22 protein-coding genes are annotated in these 23210 nt (G+C 69.0%); 12 read left to right on the top strand and 10 right to left on the bottom strand.

The genetic code is table 11. From position 1 onward, the window contains the following. The first annotated feature begins 35 nt into the window (after positions 1–35). Together HHL10_RS26040 and HHL10_RS26035 are read left to right on the top strand one after the other, a co-directional pair. Positions 36–3656, top strand: a complete 3621-nt coding sequence (locus HHL10_RS26040; RefSeq protein WP_169163334.1) for a hybrid sensor histidine kinase/response regulator — start codon at positions 36–38, stop codon at positions 3654–3656. Then, a complete protein-coding gene (locus HHL10_RS26035; protein ID WP_169163333.1) occupies positions 3637–4581 on the top strand; it encodes a response regulator transcription factor in 945 nt (314 codons plus the stop codon). Before HHL10_RS26040 ends, HHL10_RS26035 begins: the two co-directional genes overlap by 20 nt. A gap of 15 nt (positions 4582–4596) precedes the next feature. Here HHL10_RS26035 and HHL10_RS26030 read toward each other — a convergent pair whose 3' ends face one another. From HHL10_RS26030 to HHL10_RS26005, 6 genes are all read right to left on the bottom strand, one after another. Beyond that, complete coding sequence (locus HHL10_RS26030; RefSeq protein WP_169163332.1) at positions 4597–5118, bottom strand: DUF2867 domain-containing protein; 522 nt, start codon at positions 5116–5118, stop codon at positions 4597–4599. Positions 5119–5234: 116 nt separating this feature from the next. Continuing rightward, positions 5235–5540: an STY0301 family protein gene (locus HHL10_RS26025; protein ID WP_310734676.1), complete on the bottom strand. Its 306-nt coding sequence runs from the start codon at positions 5538–5540 to the stop codon at positions 5235–5237. A gap of 25 nt (positions 5541–5565) precedes the next feature. Then, on the bottom strand, positions 5566–6003 hold the full coding sequence (locus HHL10_RS26020; protein WP_169163330.1) for a BPSL0067 family protein: 438 nt from the start codon (positions 6001–6003) through the stop codon (positions 5566–5568). A gap of 178 nt (positions 6004–6181) precedes the next feature. Then, complete coding sequence (locus tag HHL10_RS26015; RefSeq protein WP_235971801.1) at positions 6182–6640, bottom strand: GNAT family N-acetyltransferase; 459 nt, start codon at positions 6638–6640, stop codon at positions 6182–6184. Between the two features lie 84 nt (positions 6641–6724). Further along, positions 6725–7402, bottom strand: a complete 678-nt coding sequence (locus HHL10_RS26010; protein WP_169163328.1) for an SAM-dependent methyltransferase — start codon at positions 7400–7402, stop codon at positions 6725–6727. A 24-nt stretch (positions 7403–7426) separates the two neighbouring features. Continuing rightward, complete coding sequence (locus HHL10_RS26005; RefSeq protein ID WP_205833222.1) at positions 7427–7864, bottom strand: GFA family protein; 438 nt, start codon at positions 7862–7864, stop codon at positions 7427–7429. Between the two features lie 269 nt (positions 7865–8133). On the opposite strand from HHL10_RS26005, the gene HHL10_RS26000 reads away from it, so the two are divergent. The 8 genes from HHL10_RS26000 to HHL10_RS25965 all read left to right on the top strand — a co-directional run bounded on the left by HHL10_RS26000 (position 8134) and on the right by HHL10_RS25965 (position 17912). Continuing rightward, a complete protein-coding gene (locus tag HHL10_RS26000; RefSeq protein WP_169163327.1) occupies positions 8134–9486 on the top strand; it encodes a glycosyltransferase family 87 protein in 1353 nt (450 codons plus the stop codon). A gap of 97 nt (positions 9487–9583) precedes the next feature. Further along, the gene (locus HHL10_RS25995; RefSeq protein WP_169163326.1) at positions 9584–10588 is read left to right on the top strand and encodes an SDR family oxidoreductase; all 1005 of its coding nucleotides are present in this window, start codon (positions 9584–9586) and stop codon (positions 10586–10588) included. 134 nt (positions 10589–10722) lie between these two features. Then, the gene (gene urtA, locus HHL10_RS25990) at positions 10723–12009 is read left to right on the top strand and encodes an urea ABC transporter substrate-binding protein (RefSeq protein WP_169163325.1); all 1287 of its coding nucleotides are present in this window, start codon (positions 10723–10725) and stop codon (positions 12007–12009) included. A 161-nt stretch (positions 12010–12170) separates the two neighbouring features. Next, entirely contained in the window at positions 12171–13748 is a 1578-nt protein-coding gene (gene urtB, locus HHL10_RS25985; protein WP_169163324.1) for an urea ABC transporter permease subunit UrtB, read from the top strand. A 100-nt stretch (positions 13749–13848) separates the two neighbouring features. Beyond that, complete coding sequence (gene urtC, locus HHL10_RS25980) at positions 13849–14973, top strand: urea ABC transporter permease subunit UrtC (protein ID WP_169163323.1); 1125 nt, start codon at positions 13849–13851, stop codon at positions 14971–14973. Further along, positions 14970–15845, top strand: coding sequence for an urea ABC transporter ATP-binding protein UrtD (urtD, locus tag HHL10_RS25975; protein WP_169163322.1), 876 nt, complete (start codon positions 14970–14972; stop codon positions 15843–15845). Before urtC ends, urtD begins: the two co-directional genes overlap by 4 nt. Before the next feature lie 121 nt (positions 15846–15966). Next, entirely contained in the window at positions 15967–16659 is a 693-nt protein-coding gene (gene urtE / locus HHL10_RS25970; protein ID WP_169163321.1) for an urea ABC transporter ATP-binding subunit UrtE, read from the top strand. Positions 16660–16736: 77 nt separating this feature from the next. Further along, positions 16737–17912, top strand: a complete 1176-nt coding sequence (locus tag HHL10_RS25965; RefSeq protein ID WP_310734675.1) for a Fic family protein — start codon at positions 16737–16739, stop codon at positions 17910–17912. Between the two features lie 34 nt (positions 17913–17946). On the opposite strand, the gene HHL10_RS25960 is transcribed toward HHL10_RS25965, so the two are convergent. From HHL10_RS25960 to HHL10_RS25945, 4 genes are all read right to left on the bottom strand, one after another. After that, positions 17947–18507: a CHRD domain-containing protein gene (locus tag HHL10_RS25960; RefSeq protein ID WP_169163320.1), complete on the bottom strand. Its 561-nt coding sequence runs from the start codon at positions 18505–18507 to the stop codon at positions 17947–17949. A 153-nt stretch (positions 18508–18660) separates the two neighbouring features. Then, positions 18661–19224: a sugar O-acetyltransferase gene (locus HHL10_RS25955; RefSeq protein WP_169163319.1), complete on the bottom strand. Its 564-nt coding sequence runs from the start codon at positions 19222–19224 to the stop codon at positions 18661–18663. Between the two features lie 85 nt (positions 19225–19309). After that, positions 19310–21199: an MFS transporter gene (locus HHL10_RS25950; protein ID WP_169163318.1), complete on the bottom strand. Its 1890-nt coding sequence runs from the start codon at positions 21197–21199 to the stop codon at positions 19310–19312. A 293-nt stretch (positions 21200–21492) separates the two neighbouring features. Then, the gene (locus tag HHL10_RS25945; protein ID WP_169163317.1) at positions 21493–22314 is read right to left on the bottom strand and encodes an urease accessory protein UreD; all 822 of its coding nucleotides are present in this window, start codon (positions 22312–22314) and stop codon (positions 21493–21495) included. Positions 22315–22645: 331 nt separating this feature from the next. On the opposite strand from HHL10_RS25945, the gene HHL10_RS25940 reads away from it, so the two are divergent. Together HHL10_RS25940 and HHL10_RS25935 are read left to right on the top strand one after the other, a co-directional pair. Next, positions 22646–22852 (top strand): periplasmic nitrate reductase, NapE protein, encoded by a 207-nt coding sequence (locus HHL10_RS25940; RefSeq protein ID WP_169163316.1) that lies wholly within the window; start codon positions 22646–22648, stop codon positions 22850–22852. A gap of 76 nt (positions 22853–22928) precedes the next feature. Next, the gene (locus tag HHL10_RS25935) at positions 22929–23207 is read left to right on the top strand and encodes a chaperone NapD (RefSeq protein ID WP_169163315.1); all 279 of its coding nucleotides are present in this window, start codon (positions 22929–22931) and stop codon (positions 23205–23207) included. Positions 23208–23210 lie beyond the last annotated feature (3 nt).

The following is a 23210-nucleotide window of genomic DNA, read 5'->3' as shown; positions in this document are numbered from 1 at the left end:
GCTGGTGCGGTTCTTGAAGAGCAGGGCGCTCGACCATGCGCAGTGCCCCGCCTTCCCCCACCCCGTCCGCCGCCGCATCCACCAACGGCGAGCCGCTGCAGCGCGTGGTGAAGATCCGGCGCGACTACAACGCCTGGGTCGCGCGCGAGTCGATGGAGGACTACGCGCTGCGCTTCACGCCGCGCGCCTTCCGGCGCTGGAGCCCCTGGCGCGTGGCCCACACCGCCTTCGGCGCCTCCTCCTTCCTGGTGCTGGAGGCCGTGGGCGCGACGCTGCTGGTGCAGCACGGTTTCACCAATGCGGCGCTGGCGATCCTCGTCACGGGGCTGGTGATCTTCCTGGCCGGGCTGCCCATCAGCGCCTACGCCGCGCGCCACGGCCTGGACATGGACCTGCTCACCCGCGGCGCCGGCTTCGGCTACCTGGGCTCGACCGTGACCTCGCTGGTCTACGCCTGCTTCACCTTCACCTTCTTCGCGCTGGAAGCCGCCGTGATGGCCTACGCGCTGGACCTGGTGTTCGGCCTCCCGCCGGCCTGGGGCTACCTGCTCTGCGCGCTGGTGGTGATCCCGCTGGTGACGCATGGCGTCACCGCCATCAGCCGGCTGCAGCTCTGGACCCAGCCGCTGTGGCTGCTGATGCTGATCGCACCCTACGTGGTGGTGCTGCGCGAGCAGCCCGGGCTGCTGCACAGCTTCATGCGCCACGCCGGCGCCGACGGCAGCGCCGGATTCAGCTGGCTCGGCTTCGGCGCCGCCACCACCGTGGGCATCGCCCTGATCACGCAGATGGGCGAGCAGGCCGACTACCTGCGCTTCATGCCCGAACAGCAGCCCGGCCGGCGCGAACGCTGGCGCTGGTGGGCGGCGGTGCTGATGGGCGGCCCGGGCTGGGTCATTCCGGGCGTGCTGAAGATGCTGGGCGGGGCGCTGCTGGCGCACCTGGCGATCTCGCACATGGTGCCGGCGGACCAGGCGGTCGATCCCAGCCGCATGTACCTGGCGGCCTACGAGTTCGTGTTTTCGCACTACGGCTGGGCGGTGGCGGCCACGGCGCTGTTCGTGGTGGTGTCGCAGCTCAAGATCAACGTCACCAACGCCTACGCGGGGTCGCTGGCCTGGTCCAACTTCTTCTCGCGCGCCACGCACAGCCATCCGGGGCGGGTGGTGTGGATGCTGTTCAACATCCTGATCGCGCTGGCGCTGATGGAGATGGACGTGTTCCAGGCGCTGGGCCACGTGCTGGGCCTGTTCGCCAACGTGGCCGTGGCCTGGATCATGGCCGTGGTGGCGGACCTGGTGGTCAGCAAGCCGCTGGGCTGGTCGCCGCCGGGCATCGAGTTCCGGCGCGCACACCTGCACGATGTCAACCCGGTGGGCCTGGGCGCGATGGGGCTGGCCTCGCTGCTCTCCATCGCCGCGCACCTGGGCGCCTTCGGCGCGCTGGCGCAAGCCTTCTCGGCGCTGATCGCCCTGCTCACCGCCCTGGTGGCCGCGCCGCTGCTGGCCTGGGCGACACGGGGCCGCTTCTACCTGGCGGGCACGCCGCAGGAGGCAGACAAGGCCACCGCCGCGTCGGACCCGGCCCGGCCGCTGAAGACGGTGCGCTGCGTGGTGTGCGAGCGCCGCTACGAGGGCGACGACATGGCGCGCTGCCCGGCCTATCAGGGGTTCATCTGCTCGCTGTGCTGCACGCTGGACGCGCGCTGCGGCGACCTGTGCAAGCCGCACGCGCGGCTGTCGCACCAGTGGGAGCGGCTGCTGCGGGCGCTGCTGCCGCGCGCCGCGCACCCGTACCTGGAGCGCGGCCTGGCACCCTGGCTGCTGGCGGCGCTGCCCGGCGCGCCGCTGCTGACGCTGGCGCTGTGGCTGCTGCACCGCCATGCCGAGAGCGGCGGCAGTTTCATCGGCGAAGCGCTGCTTGGGCTGCCGCTGGCGGGGCTCGTGCTGTGGTGGCTGGTGCTGGCGCAGCGCAGCCGCACCCTGGCGCAGGAGGAGAGCCGGCGTCAGACCGCAGCGCTGCAGCGCGAGATCGAGGCGCACCGCCGCACCGACGCCGCACTGCAGCAGGCCAAGCAGGCAGCCGAGGCCGCGAACCAGGCCAAGAGCCGCTACATCAGCGCCGTCAGCCACGAGCTGCGCACGCCGCTCAACAGCATCCTGGGCTATGCGCAGCTGCTGGAGGAGGACGCCAGCCTGCCGCCGCGCCGGCGGCACGCGGTGCAGGTGATCCGCCGCGGCGGCGAGCACCTGCTGTCGCTGATCGAAGGCACGCTGGAGCTGTCGCGCATCGAGAGCGGCCGGGTGCGGCTGCAGGTGAAGCCGGTGGCGCTGCGCGAGGCCGTCGCCGAGATCGCGCACCTGTTCGAGCTGCAGGCCCTGGCCAAGGGGCTGGATTTCAGGACCGAGATTGACCCGGCGCTGCCGGCCTGGGCCCGTGCCGACGAGCGGCGGCTGCGCCAGGTGCTGATCAACCTGCTGGGCAACGCCGTGAAGTTCACCGCCGCCGGCCGCGTCTGCCTGCGCGCGCGCTACGCGCGGCAGATGGCGTGGTTCGAGGTGCAGGACAGCGGCCCCGGGATGAGCGCGTCGGAGCTGGAGCGCATCTTTGAACCCTTCGAGCGCGGCAGCGCCGCCGCCGGCGGCACGGGGCTGGGCCTGACCCTCTCGCGCATGCTGGCCGGGCTGATGGGCGGCGAGCTGTCCGCGCGCAGCAGCCCGGGCGAGGGCAGCACCTTCACCTTGAAACTGTTCCTGCCCGAGGTGGACGCCCCGCCACCGCAGGCCGTGCGCGGTGCGCGCAGGGGCTACCTCGGCCCGCGCCGGCGCCTGCTGGTGGTGGACAACGAGGAGGCGGATCGCGAGCTGCTGCTGCACCTGCTGCAGCCGCTGGGTTTCGAGATCCACCAGGCCGCCAGCGGCGTGGAGGCGCTGGCGCTGTGGCCGGCGCTGCGGCCGGACGCCCTTTTCATGGACCTGGCAATGCCGGGTCTGGACGGCTGGCAGACCCTGCAGCGCCTGCGCGCCCTGGGCCTGCCCGACGACGCGCCAGTGGCCATCGTCTCGGCCAACGCCTTCGACCGCGGCCTGGACAACGACCCGGGCGTGCGCGCCGGCGATTTCTTCGTCAAGCCGGTGCGCGTGGACGATCTGCTGGACTGGCTGGAGCGGCGGCTGAACCTGGCGTGGATCGAAGAAGTGCCCGCGCAGGCACAGCCCTGTTCCATGGCATTGCCGGAACCCAGTGACCCGTTCGCCCTGAGGTATCGAAGGGCGAAGCCGTCAGGCTGCGATGGCGGCACCCCGGCAGGGGCCGTTCATCCTTCGACGCGCCCGCAGGGCGCGCCCTGTGCTGAGGTATCGAAGCATCAGGAAGAACGGAATGCGGATCGGGCTGCTTCAAGTGAATCTCCCGTGCTGCGCGGCCCCGCCTGGCGCCCCGACCCCGCTCTCCTGCACGCCCTGAATGAAACCCTGCGCCTGGGCCATGTGCGCGGCGTGCGCCAGGCGCTGGAGCGCATTGCCGAATCCGACCACACCCATGGCGCCGCCTTCGTGGCGCCGCTGCACGCGCTGCTGCAGCGCTTCGAGCTGGACGCATTGGGCGCAGCCCTGCGCAAGACCCTGGAAGACCAAGATGAACAACGAGCCGCCTGAGCTGGACCGAGGTGCCGGCGTGGTGCTGGTGGTAGACGACGTGCCGGACAACCTGGCGCTGCTGCATGACGCGCTGGACGAGAGCGGCTACACGGTGCTGGTCGCGACCTCGGGCGAGCAGGCCCTGGCGCGGGCAGCGCAGGCCGACATCGTGCTGCTGGACGCCGTGATGCCGGGCATGGACGGCTTCGAGGTGGCACGCCGCCTGCGCGCCGACCCGCGCACCGCCGCCACGCCGATCGTGTTCATGACCGGCCTGAGCGAGAGCGAGCACCTGGTGGCGGCCTTCGCCGCCGGCGGCAACGACTACGTGGTCAAGCCCGTGCGCACGAGCGAGGTGCTGGCGCGCATGGCGGCGCATCTGCACAGCGCGCGCTCGCAGCGCCAGGCGCGCAACGCCCTGGACGCCTTCGGCCATGCCAGCGTGGTGGTGCGTGCCCGCGACGGCCGCCTGGTGTGGCAGACCGCGCTGGCGCGGCGCCTGCTGGCCGAATATTTCAATGACGCGGCGCCGCCCGCCGGCCCCAGCGTGGCCCCGGCCCCGATCCGCCACTGGCTGCAGGCCCAGCCGGCCTTGGGCGCGACGCTGTCGGTGACGCAGGGCCCGCGCCGGCTCACCTTCGTGCTGCACGAGGTGGCGGGCGAGGGCGAATGGCTGCTGGTGCTGCGCGAGCAGTCCGACGCCGCGGTCATCGCGGCCCTGGGCCCCGCCTTTGGCCTGACGGCGCGCGAATCGCAGGTGCTCTACTGGGTGCTGCAAGGCAAAACCAACCGGGATATCGGCGACATCCTGGGCACCAGCCCGCGCACCGTCACCAAGCATTTGGAGCATGTGTTCGACAAACTCGGTGTGGAAACCCGGACGGCGGCGGCGGCGCTGGTGGTGAAAAGGCTGGGGCCGATGGCGGGGGCGATGGGGGGCTAAGGCTGGTCTCATGCTTCAAGGCAAGGCCAAATGCCTCATCGTCGCCGGCGCAATCACCTTGTGCATCGGCGCCACCGGCAGCATGTAAATCCGCCCCAGCCAGTTATGCACATGCACCACCGTCGTGACGGTGAGCGTCACATCCGGGCCGCTTTGCTGCCGGTACAACGACAGCACCACGTCCAGATGCTTATCCCGGTCGCCCAATAACACCTCGTCGGGCGTGCGCTCGAAAAGCGTGAATAAGCCGACCCGATCGCCCGGCCGGTAATCAGCTTCGGCCTTGGTCCGGTCGAAATTCGAAAAGCCGCCGAGATACTTCAGCCCCAGCTTGGCCACCACCCGGTTGCGCAGCGCCATGCAGTGCTCGATCCAGCGTGGCGTGCCGGACATCATTTTCAGGAACTGCCCTAAAGCCGAGAGTTGCTGATCGCCGGCCCGCACGCTCCAGGCGTCGTGGAAATAGGCGCCGGCCAGGCGGCCGGCTATGAGGCTGCCAAGCGGGGTCTGGGTGGCACGCGGGCGGTTTGGGGCCATGGAAAGGGGTCTCCGGGCTGATCTCCCGGTATTCGGCATTTGGCGGCCATCATGAAGAGGTCGTGTGCCAGCCCCTTACAAATACCGCTGCTTGAAGCGACGGCTCTCACGGCCATTCAATGGCAAGAGAGCTTGAGCCTGTTCCTGCCACGGATCGAGTAATCGCAGCGCTCGACCCGGTCGGCCAGCTTCACGTCCACGCTCTGCTTGTCCACATATTCGCAGCGGATCGTCACCATCCGGCCGGCGTCGTACACGTAGCCCAGTTGCCAATAGCCCGACCGTTCCGTCGCCACATCGGGCACCAGCGTTGCCAATTCTTCCGGCGGCCCATCGAAGACCTGCACAAAAAGAAGCGGCTGGCCCTCCCGCGCCGGACAAACGCCCGCTGCAATGGCTGGGCTCGTGCAGCAAGCCGCCATCAGCGCTAGGCAAGCCGCCGTGCGGCTACTCCACGACATAAAAATTGTTCCCGTTGTTGGAATTGCCGTGTGCGCCCCAGCGCAACAGCCGAGGACCGACGGCCTTGGGCGTGGGTGGCGTGACATATTGGTCGTACACGTTGATCCCTGAGGCGTTCTGGCTGACGTAAATGGCCGCGTGGCCCTCGTATTTGCCAGCGGCATTGAAGGTGGCAATGACCGTGCCGGGCACGATGGCCTTGTTGTCCTTGACCGCGGCTCCCTTTTTCCAACTGCCCGTGACAGGCAGGGAAGGGCAAACCTTTTTCACGTAGGAAACGCACTGGCCGCAAAGATCCGGAGCCTTGGTGACTGTGCCGGCCGGTACTTCCGTGAACGGGTCCAGGCTGGAACTTGGCGCGCAAGCCCATTTGCCGACCGGTGCCTTGGGATTGCTCATGTAATTCACGGCAACGTAAGCCATGCTTCCCTCCATTATCTTGGGAGGCATTGACCTTGCCACAGTACCAGCAGGCCGGCATTGGGGAAAATGCGGCCGACTGACGGAACGGGCCATGACTTGGGGCACTGGACAAATTGCCGTGGCTGTAGGAGGAGCCGGGCTATAGCGCCTCACTCCATTTCATCAGCTTCAAAATGACTCAGGCAGTGATATGCCTGTTATAGGCATAAAACACCTCGTCCCGCACCCATCCCAGCGATTCGTAAACCGACTGCGCCGCCCGGTTGGTCTTGGCCGTCGTCAAATCCATGCGCGCCTTGCCGCGCTCGCGGGCCAATTGCTCGGCGGCGCGCAGCAGCGCGCGGCCGGTGCCCAGGCGGCGGGCCTTGGGCACCACGAACAGGTCGTACAGCGAATAAATGGGCTTGGCTTCCACGGAGCAGAAGGTGGGGTAGAGCTGGCAGAAGCCGATGGCTTTTTCCACCGCATCCAGGGCCAGCAGGATTTCGGATTCCCCGTTCGCCAGGCGGTCGTGAATGAAACACTTCGCCAATTCCAGGTCGGCGGGCTGCTCATAAAACTGCCGGTAGGTATCGAACAGCGCGGCGACGGTGTGGAGGTCGGCCAGGGTGGCGTGGCGGATGGTGAGGGCGTTCAAGGAAATCTCGGTCAAGGTGAGTTGTTGTTTTACGCGGTGGCCTCCAGGCGACCGCTGCGGCACCCGGCCGGGCGGCCACGGCATTCAGGCCCGCCGCAGCACCAGCATCTCGGTCGCGCCTTTCTGGAACCGGTACGGCACGGGCGCCAGGCGAGCTTCGAAACCTTCGGCCTGCAGCGCCTCCATGACCGCTGGCAAATGCGGCGACGGCGCGCCCTCCAGCGAAATCAAGGGATAAACGCGCACCTCCCGCGCCACCCGGCACAGTTCCCGCACGCCGGCCAGGTGCGCCTCGCGCGATACCTGGCTGCTGTACAGAAACAGGAAGTGGGAGCACAGCGCAAGGTCGAAAGCCTGGTTTTCAAACGCCAATGCGGGCAGCGCGGCCTGGACATAGCGGCCTTGCTTCAGGCCGGTTTCGTAGTCGGCCAGGAATTGGTCCATGGCCTGCATGCGCAGCCGCCCCACGTGCTCCACGCTGGTGACGGAATCCCAGAGATAGTCCTGACTGTTGCGGGCCAACTGCTCCATGATGGTCGGATAGACCTCGGCGATCCGGCTCCGGAGTTGTTCCGCTGAAAAGGCATAGACCGGATCGAAGGAAATCACGCTGCCGCCTTTGGCCGTCACCTCGGCATTGAAACTGGCCGGCCCGTCGCCGCAGCCGAGGATTCTCTTGCTCAAATCATCCTCGGACAGCGCGAACATCGCCTGGTATTCGGCGAGTGAGCGGCCCCAGGGCACGACGTTCTTGAGTTCCATGGTGGTATCCGATGCAGGCGAAATTCAGGTGGCGTCAGGCCGCAGCGCGGCGATGAATGCGGCGAAGTCTGGGATCGCTTCATGACACGCGCCTTGCGGGATGCTCGAATCCCAATTTGCCCTCGATGCCATGCACAGGTGGGCAATGACTTCAATCTTTCCGCCGTCCTCCAGCAACCCGGCCGGCACCCAGACATAAGGCAGGCCGCGCAACGGATTCGGCACCGGCGAGCCGCACACCGAGCAGAAATCGGCGCGGAAGCCGGAGGGTTTCACCCAGGAGGAAATCAGCGCCGTGCCACGCAGCCAGCGAAATTGGCTGTCCGCCACGATGGCCGCCGCGTTGGCGGATGAACCGCTTTGGCGGCGGCACAGCGAGCAGTGGCATTGATAGAGCTTGTAGCTGTCGCTGCTCAGCTCGAATCCGATTTGTTCGCAGAGGCAATGGCCGTGCAGGGGCATGCGGGCGTCCTTTGGGTCCTTTGGGAATTGGGAGTTTTTCGTCCGTGGCGCGGCATTTTCCTGTCCAGCGGCGGGCGCGGACCCGTTGGCCGCCGGGCGATGCCGGCGCGGCCGGCATGGGCTCCGGCCGGCTGGGGTGCGGTAACAACCGGAATAGAAGTGCCTGCAAATACAGGAGCGCGCGGCCGTGGCGCCGTCCAGGGGCTCAGCGCCACACTGCGCGGCGGCGTGAGGCGTCACGCCGTACCGGCCAACAACGGGGAGAAGCCATGGAGATGCGGCGTGCGCGCTGGGGCTTTCCGAGGTGGACCTTGGTCTTGACGGTGGCGGCGGTACTGCTGATCGAGGCACTGCACCAGCTCGCGTACCACCGTTCCACGCTGGACCCGGTGCTGGACTGGGTGTATCGCAGCGCCATGGCCGACTCCTGGCGCCCGATGTTCAAGGCCTATGCGGCGGTGCATGCGCCGCACAGCGAGCCGCTGTACCAGGTGCTGTTCTTCCAGGGCCAGGTGAAATTCCAGTACCCGCTCACCAGCCTGTTGCCGCTGCAGTTCGCGGATCTGCTGGGCATCGAGCCGCACCGGCGCTGGCTGAACCGGGTGGGCTTCGTGTGTGTGCTGCTGCAGGTGCTGGCGGTGGCGCAGATCACTTATCTCGCCTTCAGGCCGCGGCTGTCTGCGACCTTGGGCCGGCCGGCGCTGGCCGGGGTGTGGGCCGCGGCGGCGCTGATGGCGCTGTGCTTCTACCCGATGCTCAGCGCATACCGCCTGGGCCAGGTGCAGACCTGGATCAACGCCTGGTTCTCGCTGGCCTGCCTGGCGTGGATGTACGGGCGGCCCGGGTGGGCCGGGGCGCTCATCGGCCTGGCCTGCCTGTTCAAGCCGCAGCTCGCGCTGTTCCTGCCCTGGGCCCTGCTGCGGCGGCAATGGCATTTCGTGGCGGGCTGGGGCGCGGTGGCGCTGTCCGGGGCGGCCTTGTCGATCGGCTTCTTCGGCTGGCGCGACAACCTGGACTATTTCCCGGTGCTGTCGTTCATGAGCCGCTACGGCGAGGCCTTCTATGCCAACCAGTCGGTGAACGGCCTGCTGCACCGGCTGCTGGGCAACGGCAACACGCTGACGTGGGACGAGCACGTCTTCCCGCCCTACAACGCCGTGGTCCACGTCGCCACGCTGCTGTCCTCGGCGCTGCTGATCGGCGCAGCGCTGCTGTACCGCTGGCGCGAGCGCGAAGCCAGCGTGGTGGACCTGATGATCGCGGGGCTGAGCTTCACCATGGCCTCGCCCATCGCCTGGGAGCATCACTACGGCGTCATGGCGGCGGCCTTTCCGCTGCTGGCGGCGCTGATCCTGGAGCACGGGCAGGCGGCGCTGCGCCAGCGCCTGCTGCTCCTGCTGGTGCTGTCCTTTTTGCTTTGCTCCCTGATGTGGCCCTCGGTTCGCGACCTGGCCTTCACCTGGGCCAGCTTCGGGCAGTCCCAGCTGCTCTTCGGGGCGCTGATCGCGCTGGGGCTGCTGTACCGGGAGCGGGATAGGGCGGTGAGGCGGCTGTTCGTCGGCAAGGCCGTCCAGCGTGCGCTGGGGAGTGAAGGCGCTGCGCGGCCGGGGTCGTTTGCATGAATTCGTTCGGCGGGTGAAGCGCCTTGCGGCCTGAGCCCCTTCCGACAGGCACACCACCTGCCGCCCAGGCCCCGTACCCATCCCTACGGAGCCCCCCATGAAACAGCAAGGCGACACCCCCTCCAAGCAAGCCGGCGAAGCCACGGCCGAGAAGCACCGCGGCATCCAGAAGCAGCAGGACCAGAAGGACAACCGCAAGCCCCAGCAGGGTGGCGGCGGCGAGCAGCAGATCCCGCAGACCGGCGCGCGCGAGCAGCCCAAGGACATGCCGGCGCAGCACATAGCGAAGCCGGGCATCGAGGCCGAGCTGCAGCTGCAGCCGCAGTTCCAGGCGCCCCAGTACAAGGGCAGCGAGAAGCTGCAGGGCATGGCCGCCCTCATCACCGGCGGCGACTCGGGCATCGGCCGCGCCGTGGCCGTGCTCTACGCGCGCGAGGGTGCGGACGTGGCCATCGTCTACCTCAACGAGCACGAGGACGCCGAGGAAACCAAGCGCTGCGTCGAGAAGGAAGGGCGGCGCTGCATCCTCATTCCCGGCGACGTGAAGGACGCCAGCTTCTGCAAGCAGGCGGTGGAGCGGACGGTCAAGGAACTCGGCAAGCTCGACATCCTGGTCAACAACGCCGCGTTCCAGGAGCACGCCGAGAACCTGGAGGACATCACCGAGGAGCGCTTTGACGAGACGATGCGCACCAACATCTACGGCTACTTCCACATGGCCAAGGCGGCGCTGCCGCATCTCAAGGAAGGCAGCTCCATCATCAACACCGGCTCCATCACCGGGCTGGAAGGCAGCCAGCAGCTGCTGGACTACAGCACCACCAAGGGGGCGATCCACGCCTTCACCAAGTCGCTGGCCTCCAACGTGCTCAAGCGCGGCATCCGCGTCAACGCCGTCGCGCCCGGGCCGGTGTGGACGCCGCTGAACCCGGCCGACTCCCCGGCGGAGAAGGTGGCGAAGTTCGGCAAGAGCACCGAGTTCCAGCGCGCGGCGCAGCCCGAGGAACTGTCGCCCGCCTACGTGTTCCTGGCCGCGCCGGCGTGTGCGGGCTACATCACCGGCATCGTGCTGCCGGTGACGGGGAGCGTGGGGGCGATCTGAGATAGAGCTACGCCATTTGTCGTACCCCGCCCGGAACTACGCAGCCTGTCGTATTCCGGCGCGGGGTCCGGCCTTCGACACTGCTTCCCATCTTGAGCAACGGCCCCGACGCGGGGCGCCACGAGGGGAAGCACATGAACGCAAATCGTCGCGGGTTCAATCTGGCGCTGGGCGCCGTCGCGCTGGGCACGCTGGTCGCTACGGCGCTGCCGGTGCACGCGGCCGACACCATCAAGGTCGGCGTGCTGCACTCGCTGTCGGGCACCATGGCCATCTCCGAGACCGTGCTCAAAGACACGGTGCTCATGGCCATCGACGAGATCAACGCCAAGGGCGGCGTGCTGGGCAAGAAGCTGGAGCCCGTGGTGGTCGATCCGGCCTCCAACTGGCCGCTGTTCGCCGAGAAGGCGCGCCAGCTCATCAGCCAGGACAAGGTGGCCGTCACCTTCGGCTGCTGGACCTCGGTGAGCCGCAAGTCGGTGCTGCCCGTCTATGAAGAGCTCAACGGCCTGCTGTTCTACCCCGTGCAGTACGAGGGCGAGGAGCTGAGCAAGAACGTGTTCTACACGGGCGCCGCGCCCAACCAGCAGGCCATTCCCGCCGTCGAGTACCTGATGAGCAAGGACGGCGGCAGCGCCAAGCGCTTCGTGCTGCTGGGCACCGACTACGTCTACCCGCGCACCACCAACAAGATCCTGCGCGCCTTCCTGAAGTCCAAGGGCATCCCCGACGCCGACATCCTGGAGGAGTACACGCCCTTCGGCCATTCGGACTACCAGAGCATCATCGCCAAGATCAAGAAGTTCTCCTCCGAGGGCAAGAAGACGGCGGTGGTCTCCACCATCAACGGCGACTCCAACGTCCCCTTCTACAAGGAGCTGGGCAACCAGGGCCTGAAGGCCACGGACGTGCCGGTGGTGGCCTTCTCGGTGGGTGAGGAGGAACTGCGCGGCGTGGACACCAAGCCGCTGGTCGGGCACCTGGCCGCGTGGAACTACTTCATGAGCCTGAAGAACCCCACCAACGACGAGTTCACCAAGAAGTGGGCGGCCTATGCCAAGGCCAAGAACATCGCGGGCCACAAGGACAAGCCGCTGACCAACGACCCGATGGAGGCCACCTACATCGGCGTGCACATGTGGAAGCAGGCGGTGGAGAAGGCCAGGAGCACCGACACCGACAAGGTGATCGCCGCCATGGCCGGCCAGACCTTCAAGGCGCCCAGCGGCTTCGTGGCCAAGATGGACGAGAAGAACCACCACCTGCACAAGCCGGTGTTCATCGGCGAGGTGAAGGCCGACGGCCAGTTCAGCGTGGTGTGGAAGACGCCCGGCCCGGTCAAGGCCAGCCCCTGGAGCCCGTACATCCCGGGCAACGACAAGAAGAAGGACGAGCCGGAGAAGGTGGCGGCGGCGAAGTAAGTCGCGGGGGCAACCAAGTCTCCTCAGCATCCCGGATGCCGACGCGTCGCCATCCCCTCGCCCGCAAGCGGGAGAGGGGGCAGGGCATCTCAGCCTTCGGGCTCCAGCGTGAAAACCAAGCCATCGTCGCAGGGCGGAACAACAACCACAGGCGGGAGAACATGAACCGGCTCACCAGATGCCTCCTGGCGCTGCTGCTGGCGTGGCTGGGCCTCAGTGCTCACGCGCTGACGCAGCCCCAGGCGCGCGCCATCGCCGAGGGCGACAACGACGCGCGCGCCCAGGCGCTTTCAGACGCGCTGGCGCAGGGCGACGACCCGGCGCTGGCGCCCTTCGTGCAGGCCCTGCTCGGTGACGCGGTGCGCGTCTCGCCGGAGCGCGTCCTCATCGTCCGTGACGGCCAAGCTGTCGATGCCGCCACCGGAGCACCGGTGGCGCTGCCCGAGGACGCGCAGGACGTCACCAACAACAACCGCATGCGCCGCGAGCTGCAGGCCGCGCTCGCCGCGCTGAACCTGTTCGCACCGGATCGCGCCGCGCGCGCCGCCGCCATCAAGCAGCTGCGCGACGAGGCGGACGAATCGCGCCTGCCGCTGCTCGACAAGGCTTTAGAAGCCGAGAAGGACGCCGGCCTGAAGGCGGAGCTGGGCCAGTTGCGCGCGGCGGTGCTGGTGGCCTCGCCCGAGCGTGCCCGGCGCCTGGAGGCGGCCCGGCTGCTGGCCGGCAGCGGCGAGCCGGCCGTGCGCGCGCTGCTGCTGCAGCGCCTGGACGTCGAGACCGACCCCGAGCTACGCACTGTGCTGCAGGGCGCGGTGCGGCAGATCGAGTCGCGCCTGGCCTGGGGCGAGCGCGCGGGCGTGCTGGTCACCGGCTTCAGCCTGGGCTCGATCCTGCTGCTGGCCGCCCTGGGCCTGGCGATCACGTATGGCCTGATGGGCGTGATCAACATGGCGCATGGCGAGCTGATCATGATCGGCGCCTACGCCACCTACGTGGTGCAGAACGCCTTCCGCGCCTGGCTGCCCGACTTCTTCGGCGCCTACGTGCTGGTGGCGATTCCCGTGTCCTTCCTGGCCGCCGCCGCCGTCGGCGCGGTGCTGGAGCGGTTCATCATTCGCTGGCTCTATGGCCGTCCCCTGGAAACGCTGCTGGCGACCTGGGGCATCAGCCTGGTGCTGATGCAGGCGGTGCGCTCGCTGTTCGGCGCGCAGAACGTGCCGGTCGAGAACCCGGACTGGCTCTCCGGCGGCGTGGCGCTGGCGAGCAACCTGACGCTGCCCTACAACCGGCTGGCCATCATCGTGTTCGCGGCGCTGGTGCTGGCCGGCGTGGCGCTGCTCATTTCGAAGACACGGCTGGGCCTGTTCGTGCGCGGCGTGACGCAGAACCGCCGCATGGCCGCCTGCGTGGGCATCCACACCGCCCGCGTCGACACCTGGGCCTTCGCGCTGGGCGCGGGGCTGGCGGGGCTGGCCGGTTGCGCGCTCAGCCAGGTCGGCAACGTGGGGCCGGACCTGGGCCAGGGCTACATCGTGGACAGCTTCATGGTGGTGGTGCTGGGCGGCGTGGGCCAGCTCGCCGGCACCGTCTGGGCCGCGCTGGGCCTGGGCCTGCTCAACAAGCTCCTTGAAGGTTTAACCGGCGCGGTGCTGGCCAAGATCATGGTGCTGGTGTTCATCGTCGTCTTCATCCAGAAGCGGCCGCAGGGGCTGTTCGCACTCAAGGGGAGGGAAGCATGAGGCCGTTGTTGAGTTCCCCGTTCGGGCTGAGCCTGTCGAAGCCCCGCGGCCCGGCTGGCATGCAGCCCTTCGACAAGCTCAGGGCGAACGGAGACTACAAATGAGCGCCGTACTTCAAGAGCCGATAGGCCTCACGCCGCGGCGCGGCCTGCTGCTGGGCACGCGCGGCTGGTTCACGGTGGGCTCGGCGCTGATGGCGGTGCTGGTGCTGGCGCCGCTGCTGAACCTGATGTTGCCGGCCTCGCACCCGCTGCACCTGCCGGACCACGCCGTGGCGCTGATCGGCAAGATCATGTGCTACGCCATCTGCGCGCTGGCCATGGACCTGGTCTGGGGCTACACCGGCATCCTGTCGCTGGGCCACGGCCTGTTCTTCGCGCTGGGCGGCTACGGCATGGGCATGTACCTCATGCGCCAGATCGGTCGCGACGGCAACTACAAGAGCGAGCTGCCGGACTTCATGGTGTTCCTGGACTGGAAGGAGCTGCCCTGGCACTGGGCCTGGAGCGATTCCCTGGTGCTGCAGCTCCTGCTGGTGCTGGCGGTGCCGGGGCTGCTGGCCTGGGTGTTCGGCTACTTCGCCTTCCGCTCGCGCATCAAGGGCGTGTACTTCTCCATCATCACGCAGGCGCTGACCTACGCCGCGATGCTGCTGTTCTTCCGCAACGAGACCGGCTTCGGCGGCAACAACGGCTTCACCGACTTCAAGCGCATCCTCGACGTGCCGCTGGCGCAGCCCACCACGCGCATGGTGCTCTTCGTCGTCACGGGGCTGGTGCTGATCGGCTTCTACCTGCTGGCGCGCGCGCTGGTGCACAGCCGCTTCGGCCGGGTGCTGCAGGCCATTCGCGACGCCGAGAACCGTGTGCGCTTCACCGGCTACGACCCGCTGTCCTACAAGCTGGCGATCTGGACGCTGTCGGCGGTGATGTGCGCGGTGGCGGGCGCGCTGTACGTGCCGCAGGTGGGCATCATCAACCCGGGCGAGATGTCGCCGGCCGCCTCCATCGAGATCGCGGTGTGGGCCGCGGTGGGCGGGCGCGCCACGCTGGTCGGGCCGATCGTGGGCGCCTTCTTCGTCAACGGCGCCAAGAGCTGGTTCACGCAGGCCTTTCCCGAATACTGGCTGTACTTCCTGGGCCTGCTGTTCATCGCGGTGACGCTGTTCATGCCGCAGGGCATCGTCGGCCTGGTGCGCCGCTTCAGGAAGGAGGAAAAGGCATGACGCCCGACCTGATGGAAGACCGTGCGCGCGCCTACGCCGCACACCAGCAGAAGCTCGCCGGCGGCTCGGGCGGGCGCGCGGCCGGCTTCGGCCGCCCCATGGCCCACGGCGTGCCGGACTTCGCCAAGGGCGTGGCGCTGTATGTCGAGGACGTGACGGTGAGCTTCGACGGCTTCAAGGCGCTCAACGCGCTGAGCCTGTCCATCGACGTGGGCGAGCTGCGCTGCGTCATCGGCCCCAACGGCGCGGGCAAGACCACGATGATGGACGTCATCACCGGCAAGACCGCGCCCGACCAGGGCCAGGTCTTCTTCGGCAGCAACATCGACCTGCTGCGCCTGCGCGAGAACGAGATCGCGCAGATCGGCATCGGCCGCAAGTTCCAGAAGCCCACGGTCTACGAGGAGCTCAGCGTCTTCGAGAACCTGGAACTGGCGCTCAAGGCCGACCGGCGCGTGCGCGCCAGCCTCTTTTCGCGGCTCAGCGGCGAGCAGCTGGACCGCATCGGCGCGATGCTGGAGCGCATCCACCTGAAGCCTTCGGCGCAGCGCCTGGCCGGGCTGCTGTCGCACGGGCAGAAGCAGTGGCTGGAGATCGGCATGCTGCTGATGCAGGACCCCAAGCTCCTGCTGCTGGACGAGCCCGTGGCCGGCATGACCGACGAGGAGACCGAGCGCACGGCCGAGCTGTTTCTGTCGCTGGCCGGCGAACACTCGCTGATGGTGGTGGAGCACGACATGAAGTTCGTGGACCAGCTCACCCAGGGGCGCCGCCAGGTGACGGTGCTGCACGAGGGCCGCGTGCTGGCCGAGGGGCTGCTGTCGCAGGTGCAGAACGACGAGCGCGTGGTGGAGGTGTACCTTGGGCGCTGAACCAAATGCTTCAGTCGAGGCAAAAGACACCGTTCGGGCTGAGCCTGTCGAAGCCCTGCCACATAGCCGGGCCGCAAGCCCTTCGACAAGCTCAGGGCGAACGGAGAAAAGACACGAAGCGATGCTGCAGGTCGAGGGCCTGAACCAGTTCTACGGCGGCTCGCACATCCTGCGCAACATGGCCTTCGAGGCGCGGCGCGGCGAGGTCACCGTCGTCCTGGGCCGTAACGGCGTGGGCAAGACCACGCTGCTCAAGAGCCTGATGGGCGTGGTGCCGATCAAGAGCGGGCAAGTGAAGCTCGAAGGCCAGGAGCTGTCGCGCGCCGCGCCCTACGAGCGCGTGCGCGCCGGCCTGGGCTACGTGCCGCAGGGGCGCGAGATCTTCGGGCGTCTCACGGTCGAGGAGAACCTGCGCATGGGCCTGGCCAAGCTGCCGGGCAAGGCGCCGATTCCGGCCGAGCTGTACGAGCTCTTCCCGGTGCTCAAGCAGATGCTGGGGCGGCGGGGCGGGGATCTTTCCGGCGGCCAGCAGCAGCAGCTCGCCATCGCGCGGGCGCTGGCCGGCAAGCCAAAACTGCTGATCCTGGACGAGCCCACCGAGGGCATCCAGCCCAGCATCATCAAGGACATCGGCCGCGTGATCCGGCGCCTCGCGCAGCGCGGCGACATGGCGATCCTGCTGGTGGAGCAGTACTACGACTTCGCCGCCGAACTGGCCGACCAGTACCTGGTGATGGAGCGCGGCGAGGTGGTGGCGCGCGGGGCAGGACGCGACATGGAGCGCGACGGCGTGCGGGCGCTGGTGGCGATCTGAGCGGGGTCTGATGCGAAAGCGGGCGTTTGCGCATCAATTTTTGATGCGATTCGAAGACCCGTTCGTATCATTGCCGGGTGAAGAGCCCTCCCACCTACATCTGGCAGCAGCCTGACTGGCCCGCGCTTCGCTACGACATGGGACGGGTGGTGGGCGCGCTATCGGCCGCGCGTCGCGCCCAGGGCCGCGTCGAAGGGATGATGGCCGCGCTGCATGCCGACCAGGCGCTGGAGTTGGCGGCGGAGGCCTGGAGCTGCGAAGCGGTTTCCACCGCGGCCATCGAAGGCGAAAGCCTGGACCTCGCCGCGGTGCGCTCTTCAGTGGCGCGTCGGCTCGGCGCTGCGCACCAGGACGGGCCGGATGCGCCGCGGCACGTCGAAGGGCTGCTCGATGTCATGCAAGACGCCGTGCTGGAGCGCGGCGCGCCGGTGACGCACGAGCGGCTACACGCCTGGCAGGCAGCACTGTTCCCGGGCGGTTTTTCGTCGGGACGCAAGATCCGCATCGGCGCCTACCGCCAGCATGCGGAGCCCATGCAGATCGTCAGCGGCGCGATGGGGCTTCAGGCGAAAGTCCACTACGAGGCGCCGCCGTCAGCCCGGGTCCACGGCGACATGGACCAGCTGCTGGCGTGGTTCAACTCGGAGGCCGAGCCCGACGCCTTTGTGAAGGCGGCCCTGGTCCACCTCTGGTTCGAGACCATCCACCCCTTCGAGGACGGCAACGGGCGGGTCGGACGGGTGCTGGTGGACCTGGTATTGGCGCGCGACATGGGCCGGCCGGTGCTGATGCTGCGCCCGTCGCAGCGGCTGCAGCAGCAGCGCAAGGCCTACTACCAGCAACTGGAGCAGGCGCAGCGCGGCGGGACCGATGTCACCGAATGGGTGCTGTGGTTCATCGAGCAGATGCGCGCCGCCTGTGACGCCGCCGCCCAGGTCATCAACGAAACCTTGGCCAAGGCGCTGTTCTGGTTCACCCACCGTGACAAGAAGCTCAATGAGCGGCAGCGCAAGGTCATCAACCGCGTGCTCATGGACGGTCCGGACAGCTTCAAGGGCGGGCTGGATGTCGCCACCTACCTGAAGATCACCAAGGAGGCTCGGGCCGCGAAATCGGCGGATGTCGCGCGGGTAACGGCCTCGCGCGACTTGTCCGAGCTGAAAGGCCTCGGCCTGCTGGTGCAGACAGGGGCCGGGCGCGCCACCCGCTATCACGTCAACCTGCCGGGCTGGGGCCCGGACCAGGCCGATTAGAAGAACGGCGTGCGGGCACTGGTGGCGATCCGAGCTACCGGCCCGGCTGCAGTTGCGCGCGCACCTCGCCGGTGGGCCAGCGCGTGCTGTGCACGTTGACGTAGAGGGCGCCGGCGTTCAGGGCACGCACCATCTCGTTGAACTGGCCCGGGGCGATGCCCTGGGTGATGGCGGGCTGCGTGGCGGCGATGTCCGGGCTGACGTCATTGGGCGTGATGCTGCCGCTGAGCATGCCGCTGTGCGGCCCCGGGCACAGCGGCGTGCCGGCCGGGCCGTTGTCCAGGTTGCTGCACAGGAACACCACGATGCCGCCGTTGACGCCACGCTGCGCGAAGTGGAGATGCGCCTGCTGCACCTCGCCTTCGAGCGCGTCGTAGCGCAGCTGCCAGGTGATGAGCTTGGCGCCGCGGTCCACGTCGGCGTTGAAGGTGGCGCGGGCGAAGGTGGAGACCGAGGGCACTTCCTGGAAGCCGTTGAGGCGGGCCTGCACGTCGGCGGCGGTGCCATGGGCGTGGTCCTCCTCATGCCCCAGGGCCGGCAGCGACAGGGCGCAGCCCAGCAGGGCTGCGGCTACGGGCGGAGACGGGTACTTCATGCATGTGCTCCTTGGAAACGGTCGCGAGGCTCGCGGCAGGGCGCCGCGGCGCAGGGCCGGGCCCGCGCTTGAGGCGTACGCAGCGGCCCGTTCCCAAAGAGCGCGGGTTTTCCCGTGAACGGCGTGCCTGGGCCGTCGTCCCGGGGGGGTGGCTCAGCAGCGCAGCTCCAGCCGGCGGATCACGCGGCAGGGATTGCCGGCGGCGAACACGCCTTCGGGCACGTCGCGCGTGACCACGCTGCCCGCGCCGATGACCGAGCGCGAGCCGATGCGCACGCCCGGCAGCACGATGGCGCCGCCGCCCACCCACACGTCGTCGCCGAGCTCCACCGGCCGGCCGTATTCCTCGCCGCGGCGCTGCATCGCGTCCAGCGGGTGCATGGCGGTGTAGATCTGCACCGCGGGGCCGAACAGTGTGTGGCTGCCGATGCGCACGCGGCACACGTCCAGCACCACGCAGTTGAAGTTGAAGAACACGCTCTCGCCCAGCTCGATGTTGCTGCCGTAGTCGCAGTGGAAGGGTGGCTGCATCCGCACCGTGTCGCCGCCGGCGCCCAGCAGCTGCTCCAGGAGGCGACGGCGGATGTGGCCCTGCGCCTCGCGCGTGGCGTTGAGCGCCTGGCACAGGTCGCGGGCGCGCTCGCGCATGGCGGTGAGCTCCGGGTCCAGCGGGTCGTAGAGCTCGCCGGCGAGCATTTTTTCCAGCTCGGTGGTCATGGGGAGGGGCCGTGCCTGCGCAAGGGTGAGGGATGCATCGGCCCCAAGCGGCAACTGGCGCGCCCGAAGACGCCGGAGCCTGCCCTCACACCCCCAGCAATTCCTCGATGCGCTCCCGCAGGTGCTCGGGCGAGGCCAGCATGGCCGCGGCCAGTGGCGCGCCGGCCACCAGGCCCACGCGGTTGAACAGGCCGCGGCGCAGCGGGCGGCTCATCAGCGGGCCGCCGTCGATGCGCGAGAAGCTGGAGCCCCACAGGTTGTGCAGCGCCAGCGGGACCACCGGCACCGGGTGCGAGCGCAGGATCTTCATGATCCCGCCCTTGAAGGGCTGCAGCCGGCCGTCGCGGGTGATGGCGCCCTCCGGGAAGATGCCCACCAGCTCGCCGTCCTCCAGCGCCTGGCAGGCGCGCGCGAAGGCGCGCTCGTAGGCCTCGGGGTCCTCGCGCTGCGGCGCGATCGGGATGGCTTTGGCCAGCCGGAACAGCCAGCCCAGCAGCGGCGTGGCGAAGATGCGGTGGTCCATCAGGAAGCGGATCGGCCGCGGGCTGGCGGCGGCAATGAGCAGCGCATCGACGTAGCTGACGTGGTTGCAGGCCAGCAGCGCCGGCCCCGTGGCCGGGATGTGCTCCCGGCCCTCCACGCGGAAGCGGTACATGCAGTGCGAGGCGATGTACGAGGCAAAGCGCAGCAGGTACTCCGGCACCAGCAGGAAGATGTAGGCCGCCACCAGCGCGTTGGCCAGGCCCATGGCGAGGAAGATCTGCGGGATGTCCAGCCCGGCACGCAGCATCAGCGCGGCGATCAGGCTGCTGGCCACCATGAACAGCGCGTTGAGGATGTTGTTGGCGGCAATGACGCGGGCGCGGTGCGTGGGCTGCGCGCGCATCTGCACCAGGGCGTACATCGGCACGCTGTAGAGCCCGGCGCACAGCGCCAGCGCGCCCAGGTCGATCAGCAGGCGCCAGCTCGCGCCCCGCGCCGCGAAGGCGCCCAGCCCCTGCAGCCCCGCCGCCGGCGCGGGCAGCGCGCGCACGGCGAAGTACAGGTCGATGGCGAACAGGCTCATGCCGATCGCCCCGAAGGGCACCAGGCCGATTTCCACCTGGCGCCGCGACAGCCGCTCGCACAGCAGCGAGCCCGCGCCGATGCCCACCGAGAACACCACCAGCAGCAGCGAGGCCACGTGCTCGTCGCCGTGCAGCACCTCCTTGGCGAAGGCCGGGAACTGGCTCAGGAACACGGCGCCGAAGAACCACATCCACGAGATGCCCAGCATGGAGCGGAACACCACCAGGTTGCCGTGCGCCAGGCGCAGGTTGCGCCAGGTCTCGGTGACGGGGTTCCAATTGATGGGCAGCCCCGGGTCGGCGGCGGGCGAGGGCGGGATGAGCTGCGCGCTCAACCGTCCCAGCAGCGCCAGCGCCACGCAGGCCGCCGCGGCCAGTTGCGCGCCCGATTCGGGCAGCGCGATCAGCAGCCCGCCGGCGACGTTGCCCAGCAGGATGGCGACGAAGGTGCCCATCTCCACCATGCCGTTGCCGCCGGTGAGCTCATGCTCGCCCAGGTGCTGCGGCAGGTAGGCGTATTTCACCGGGCCGAACAGCGTGGAGTGCAGGCCCATCAGGAACACGCAGCCCAGCAGCAGCGCCACGTGCTGGCCGACGAAGCCCCAGGCGGCCAGGGCCATGATGGCGATCTCCAGCGTCTTGACGGCGCGCATGAGCGCGCGCTTGTCGAAGCGGTCGGCAAGCTGGCCGCTGGTGGCCGAGAACAGCAGGAAGGGCGAGATGAACAGCGCCCCGATCACCAGCCCGGCGTAGGCCGGCGGCAGCCAGGCCAGCTGCAGCTGGTAGGTCACCAGCACCGTTAGCGCGAACTTGAACAGGTTGTCGTTGAGCGCGCCCAGGAACTGCGTCCAGAAGAAGGGCGCGAAGCGGCGCTGGCGCAGCAGGGCGAACTGGTTGGCGGGTTCCATGGGGCGCGGCCTTGTTCGGGTGGCGACGAGCCCAGGATACCGATGCTTACAGGTGGCGGCATCCAGGTGGGTCCGGACGCCGGGAGGGGCACGTGCGAGAGAGGCTGCTGTGCTGACGCCAAAAGGCCGATGCGCTGCGCTGCGCTTCCCTTCACCCGCGAAGCGGGAGAGGGGCAGGGGCGAGGGCGCAACCCTGGCGAACACGCTGCCTGCGGCAGCGCCCCCTCACCCCAGCCCTCTCCCCCGCTGCGCGGTGGCGAGGGGGTAAGAAAACGCAGCTGCCTGGTCTCTTCCTACGTCCCCCACACCCGCGGCGCACAAGCCGGCAGGTTCCACCCCACTTCGCGCCAGCGAGCCCACAGCGCCTGCATCAGCCGCTGCGCCGGCTCCACGCGCGCGGCCAGCATGCGCAGCACCACCACGCGCGGCGAGGGGCTGGTGACGCCGGCCCGGAGCTCGCCCTCGCACAGCGCGCGGCCGGCCTCCAGCAGCGCCTCGCGCAGCGAGGCGGGCAGTGGCTGCGCCGAGGCGAACCACAGCGTGGCCAGCACGCGGGAGCCGGCCCAGCCCAGCGGGCTGTCCAGCAGCCGGATGTCGGCGGCGTCGATGAGCCCGCGCTCCAGCCAGACGCCGGGCAGCTCCAGGTGCTGCAGGAAGCGGCCGCGGCGCCAGGGATCGCCGGCCGCGGGCAGGCCCAGCGCGATCACGTCCCAGCCGATCATCTGCGCCTGGTCGCGCAGCTCGAAGCGCTGGCGGTTCTCGGCGCGGCAGGCGTCATGGGCAATGGCCTCCAGCGGCAGCCACTCCAGCCGCGCGTCGCCCTGCAGCGTGGCCCGCACGCTCTGCAGCGCCGTCTCGCCCAGGCTGCGGTAGAAGCGCGTGGCGCCCGGGGTGGTCAGCAGCGCGTGGCTGCCGGCTTCGAGCTGCAACTTCACGTGCAGTTCGTCGCCGCCGGCCACGCCGCCGGGCGGATGCACCAGCACGTGGTGGCACACGCGCGGGCCTTCGGGGTAGAGCCGCTGCAGCACGCGCAGCGGGCCTTCGTGGCGGTCCAGGGCGACGGTGCGGTCGCGGTCGGGGAAGTAGCGGATCGAGAGTTCTGCGTGCCAGGCCATGCGGCAACGGGGGCCGCGTCGGGCCGGGAATACAGCAAGGAAGCACAGTGTCGCAGACGCCGCGCCGGCCCCCGGCCTGGCCAGGACAGGTAAGTCCTTCCCGACAGGCACCGCCTGGAGCAAGCCTCGTTCCGCCTGCATCCGCGGCCTGGCCATGGCGCCACACCCGTCCATCGAGGCGCCGGTGGCGAGTACGGCCGCAACCACCCTGCCTGCGCAGCCCGCGCATCCATGGCATTGCATTGGTTTTGCGTCGGAATGCACCAGGGATGGGCACGGGCATTGCCCGGGGTTTCCGGGCATCAGCTCTCGCGACGCCCGCCTTTCAACAATGAAAAGTTCGTCCACACCTGCCGAGCCGTCCACCTCGTCCGTCCATCCCGCCGATCCGGATGCGCCCTCCACCCACCAGGAGGAGTGGCGCAGCTTCATCTTCCTGACCGTGGTGACCGCGCCGGTGCTGGCGGTGGTCACCGTGGCCGGCTGGGGCTTCATCGTCTGGATGTACCAGCTCATCACCGGGGACCTGCCCGGATGAGCGGCCCCGCACGGCCGCTCCGAAGGGGGCGATCCGTCCCGCTTGGCGGGACCGCGCGCAGCGCGAGGGTGCACCAGTGAGCGGCCCGGGCAGCGAGGTCCACATCGCCGGCGTGCTGGTGCAGGCCCGTGCCGAAGCCGTGGCACGGCTGCGCGGCGAGATCCCGTCGCTGCCCGGCGCCGCGCTGGCGCAATGGGCCGAGGACGGGCGGCTGGTGGTGGTGGTCGAGCACGACAGCGCGCAGGGCGTGATGCAGACGCTGTCGGCGCTGCGCGATTTGCCCGGGGTGCTCAACGTGGCGCTGGTCTACCAGCACACCGAGCCCTGGGAGGCCATGCAACAGGAGATGCCGTAAGGC

The organism is Azohydromonas caseinilytica (genome assembly GCF_012927045.1).
GTDB classification, from domain to species: Bacteria; Pseudomonadota; Gammaproteobacteria; order Burkholderiales; family Burkholderiaceae_C; genus Azohydromonas; species Azohydromonas caseinilytica.
This window is presented reverse-complemented; position numbering and strand designations above follow the sequence as displayed.

Excerpts from the sequence above, each read along its gene's own strand:
- HHL10_RS26025 (WP_310734676.1), bottom strand. The coding sequence starts at position 5,540 with ATGGCGGCTTGCTGCACGAGCCCAGCCATTGCAGCGGGCGTTTGTCCG.
- HHL10_RS26035 (WP_169163333.1), top strand. The coding sequence starts at position 3,637 with ATGAACAACGAGCCGCCTGAGCTGGACCGAGGTGCCGGCGTGGTGCTG.
- HHL10_RS26040 (WP_169163334.1), top strand. The coding sequence starts at position 36 with ATGCGCAGTGCCCCGCCTTCCCCCACCCCGTCCGCCGCCGCATCCACC.
- HHL10_RS26000 (WP_169163327.1), top strand. The coding sequence starts at position 8,134 with ATGGAGATGCGGCGTGCGCGCTGGGGCTTTCCGAGGTGGACCTTGGTC.
- urtD (WP_169163322.1), top strand. The coding sequence starts at position 14,970 with ATGACGCCCGACCTGATGGAAGACCGTGCGCGCGCCTACGCCGCACAC.
- HHL10_RS25950 (WP_169163318.1), bottom strand. The coding sequence starts at position 21,199 with ATGGAACCCGCCAACCAGTTCGCCCTGCTGCGCCAGCGCCGCTTCGCG.
- urtB (WP_169163324.1), top strand. The coding sequence starts at position 12,171 with ATGAACCGGCTCACCAGATGCCTCCTGGCGCTGCTGCTGGCGTGGCTG.
- urtA (WP_169163325.1), top strand. The coding sequence starts at position 10,723 with ATGAACGCAAATCGTCGCGGGTTCAATCTGGCGCTGGGCGCCGTCGCG.
- HHL10_RS26030 (WP_169163332.1), bottom strand. The coding sequence starts at position 5,118 with ATGGCCCCAAACCGCCCGCGTGCCACCCAGACCCCGCTTGGCAGCCTC.
- HHL10_RS25995 (WP_169163326.1), top strand. The coding sequence starts at position 9,584 with ATGAAACAGCAAGGCGACACCCCCTCCAAGCAAGCCGGCGAAGCCACG.
- HHL10_RS26005 (WP_205833222.1), bottom strand. The coding sequence starts at position 7,864 with ATGCCCCTGCACGGCCATTGCCTCTGCGAACAAATCGGATTCGAGCTG.
- urtC (WP_169163323.1), top strand. The coding sequence starts at position 13,849 with ATGAGCGCCGTACTTCAAGAGCCGATAGGCCTCACGCCGCGGCGCGGC.
- urtE (WP_169163321.1), top strand. The coding sequence starts at position 15,967 with ATGCTGCAGGTCGAGGGCCTGAACCAGTTCTACGGCGGCTCGCACATC.
- HHL10_RS25940 (WP_169163316.1), top strand. The coding sequence starts at position 22,646 with ATGAAAAGTTCGTCCACACCTGCCGAGCCGTCCACCTCGTCCGTCCAT.
- HHL10_RS25960 (WP_169163320.1), bottom strand. The coding sequence starts at position 18,507 with ATGAAGTACCCGTCTCCGCCCGTAGCCGCAGCCCTGCTGGGCTGCGCC.
- HHL10_RS26020 (WP_169163330.1), bottom strand. The coding sequence starts at position 6,003 with ATGGCTTACGTTGCCGTGAATTACATGAGCAATCCCAAGGCACCGGTC.
- HHL10_RS25945 (WP_169163317.1), bottom strand. The coding sequence starts at position 22,314 with ATGGCCTGGCACGCAGAACTCTCGATCCGCTACTTCCCCGACCGCGAC.
- HHL10_RS26010 (WP_169163328.1), bottom strand. The coding sequence starts at position 7,402 with ATGGAACTCAAGAACGTCGTGCCCTGGGGCCGCTCACTCGCCGAATAC.
- HHL10_RS25955 (WP_169163319.1), bottom strand. The coding sequence starts at position 19,224 with ATGACCACCGAGCTGGAAAAAATGCTCGCCGGCGAGCTCTACGACCCG.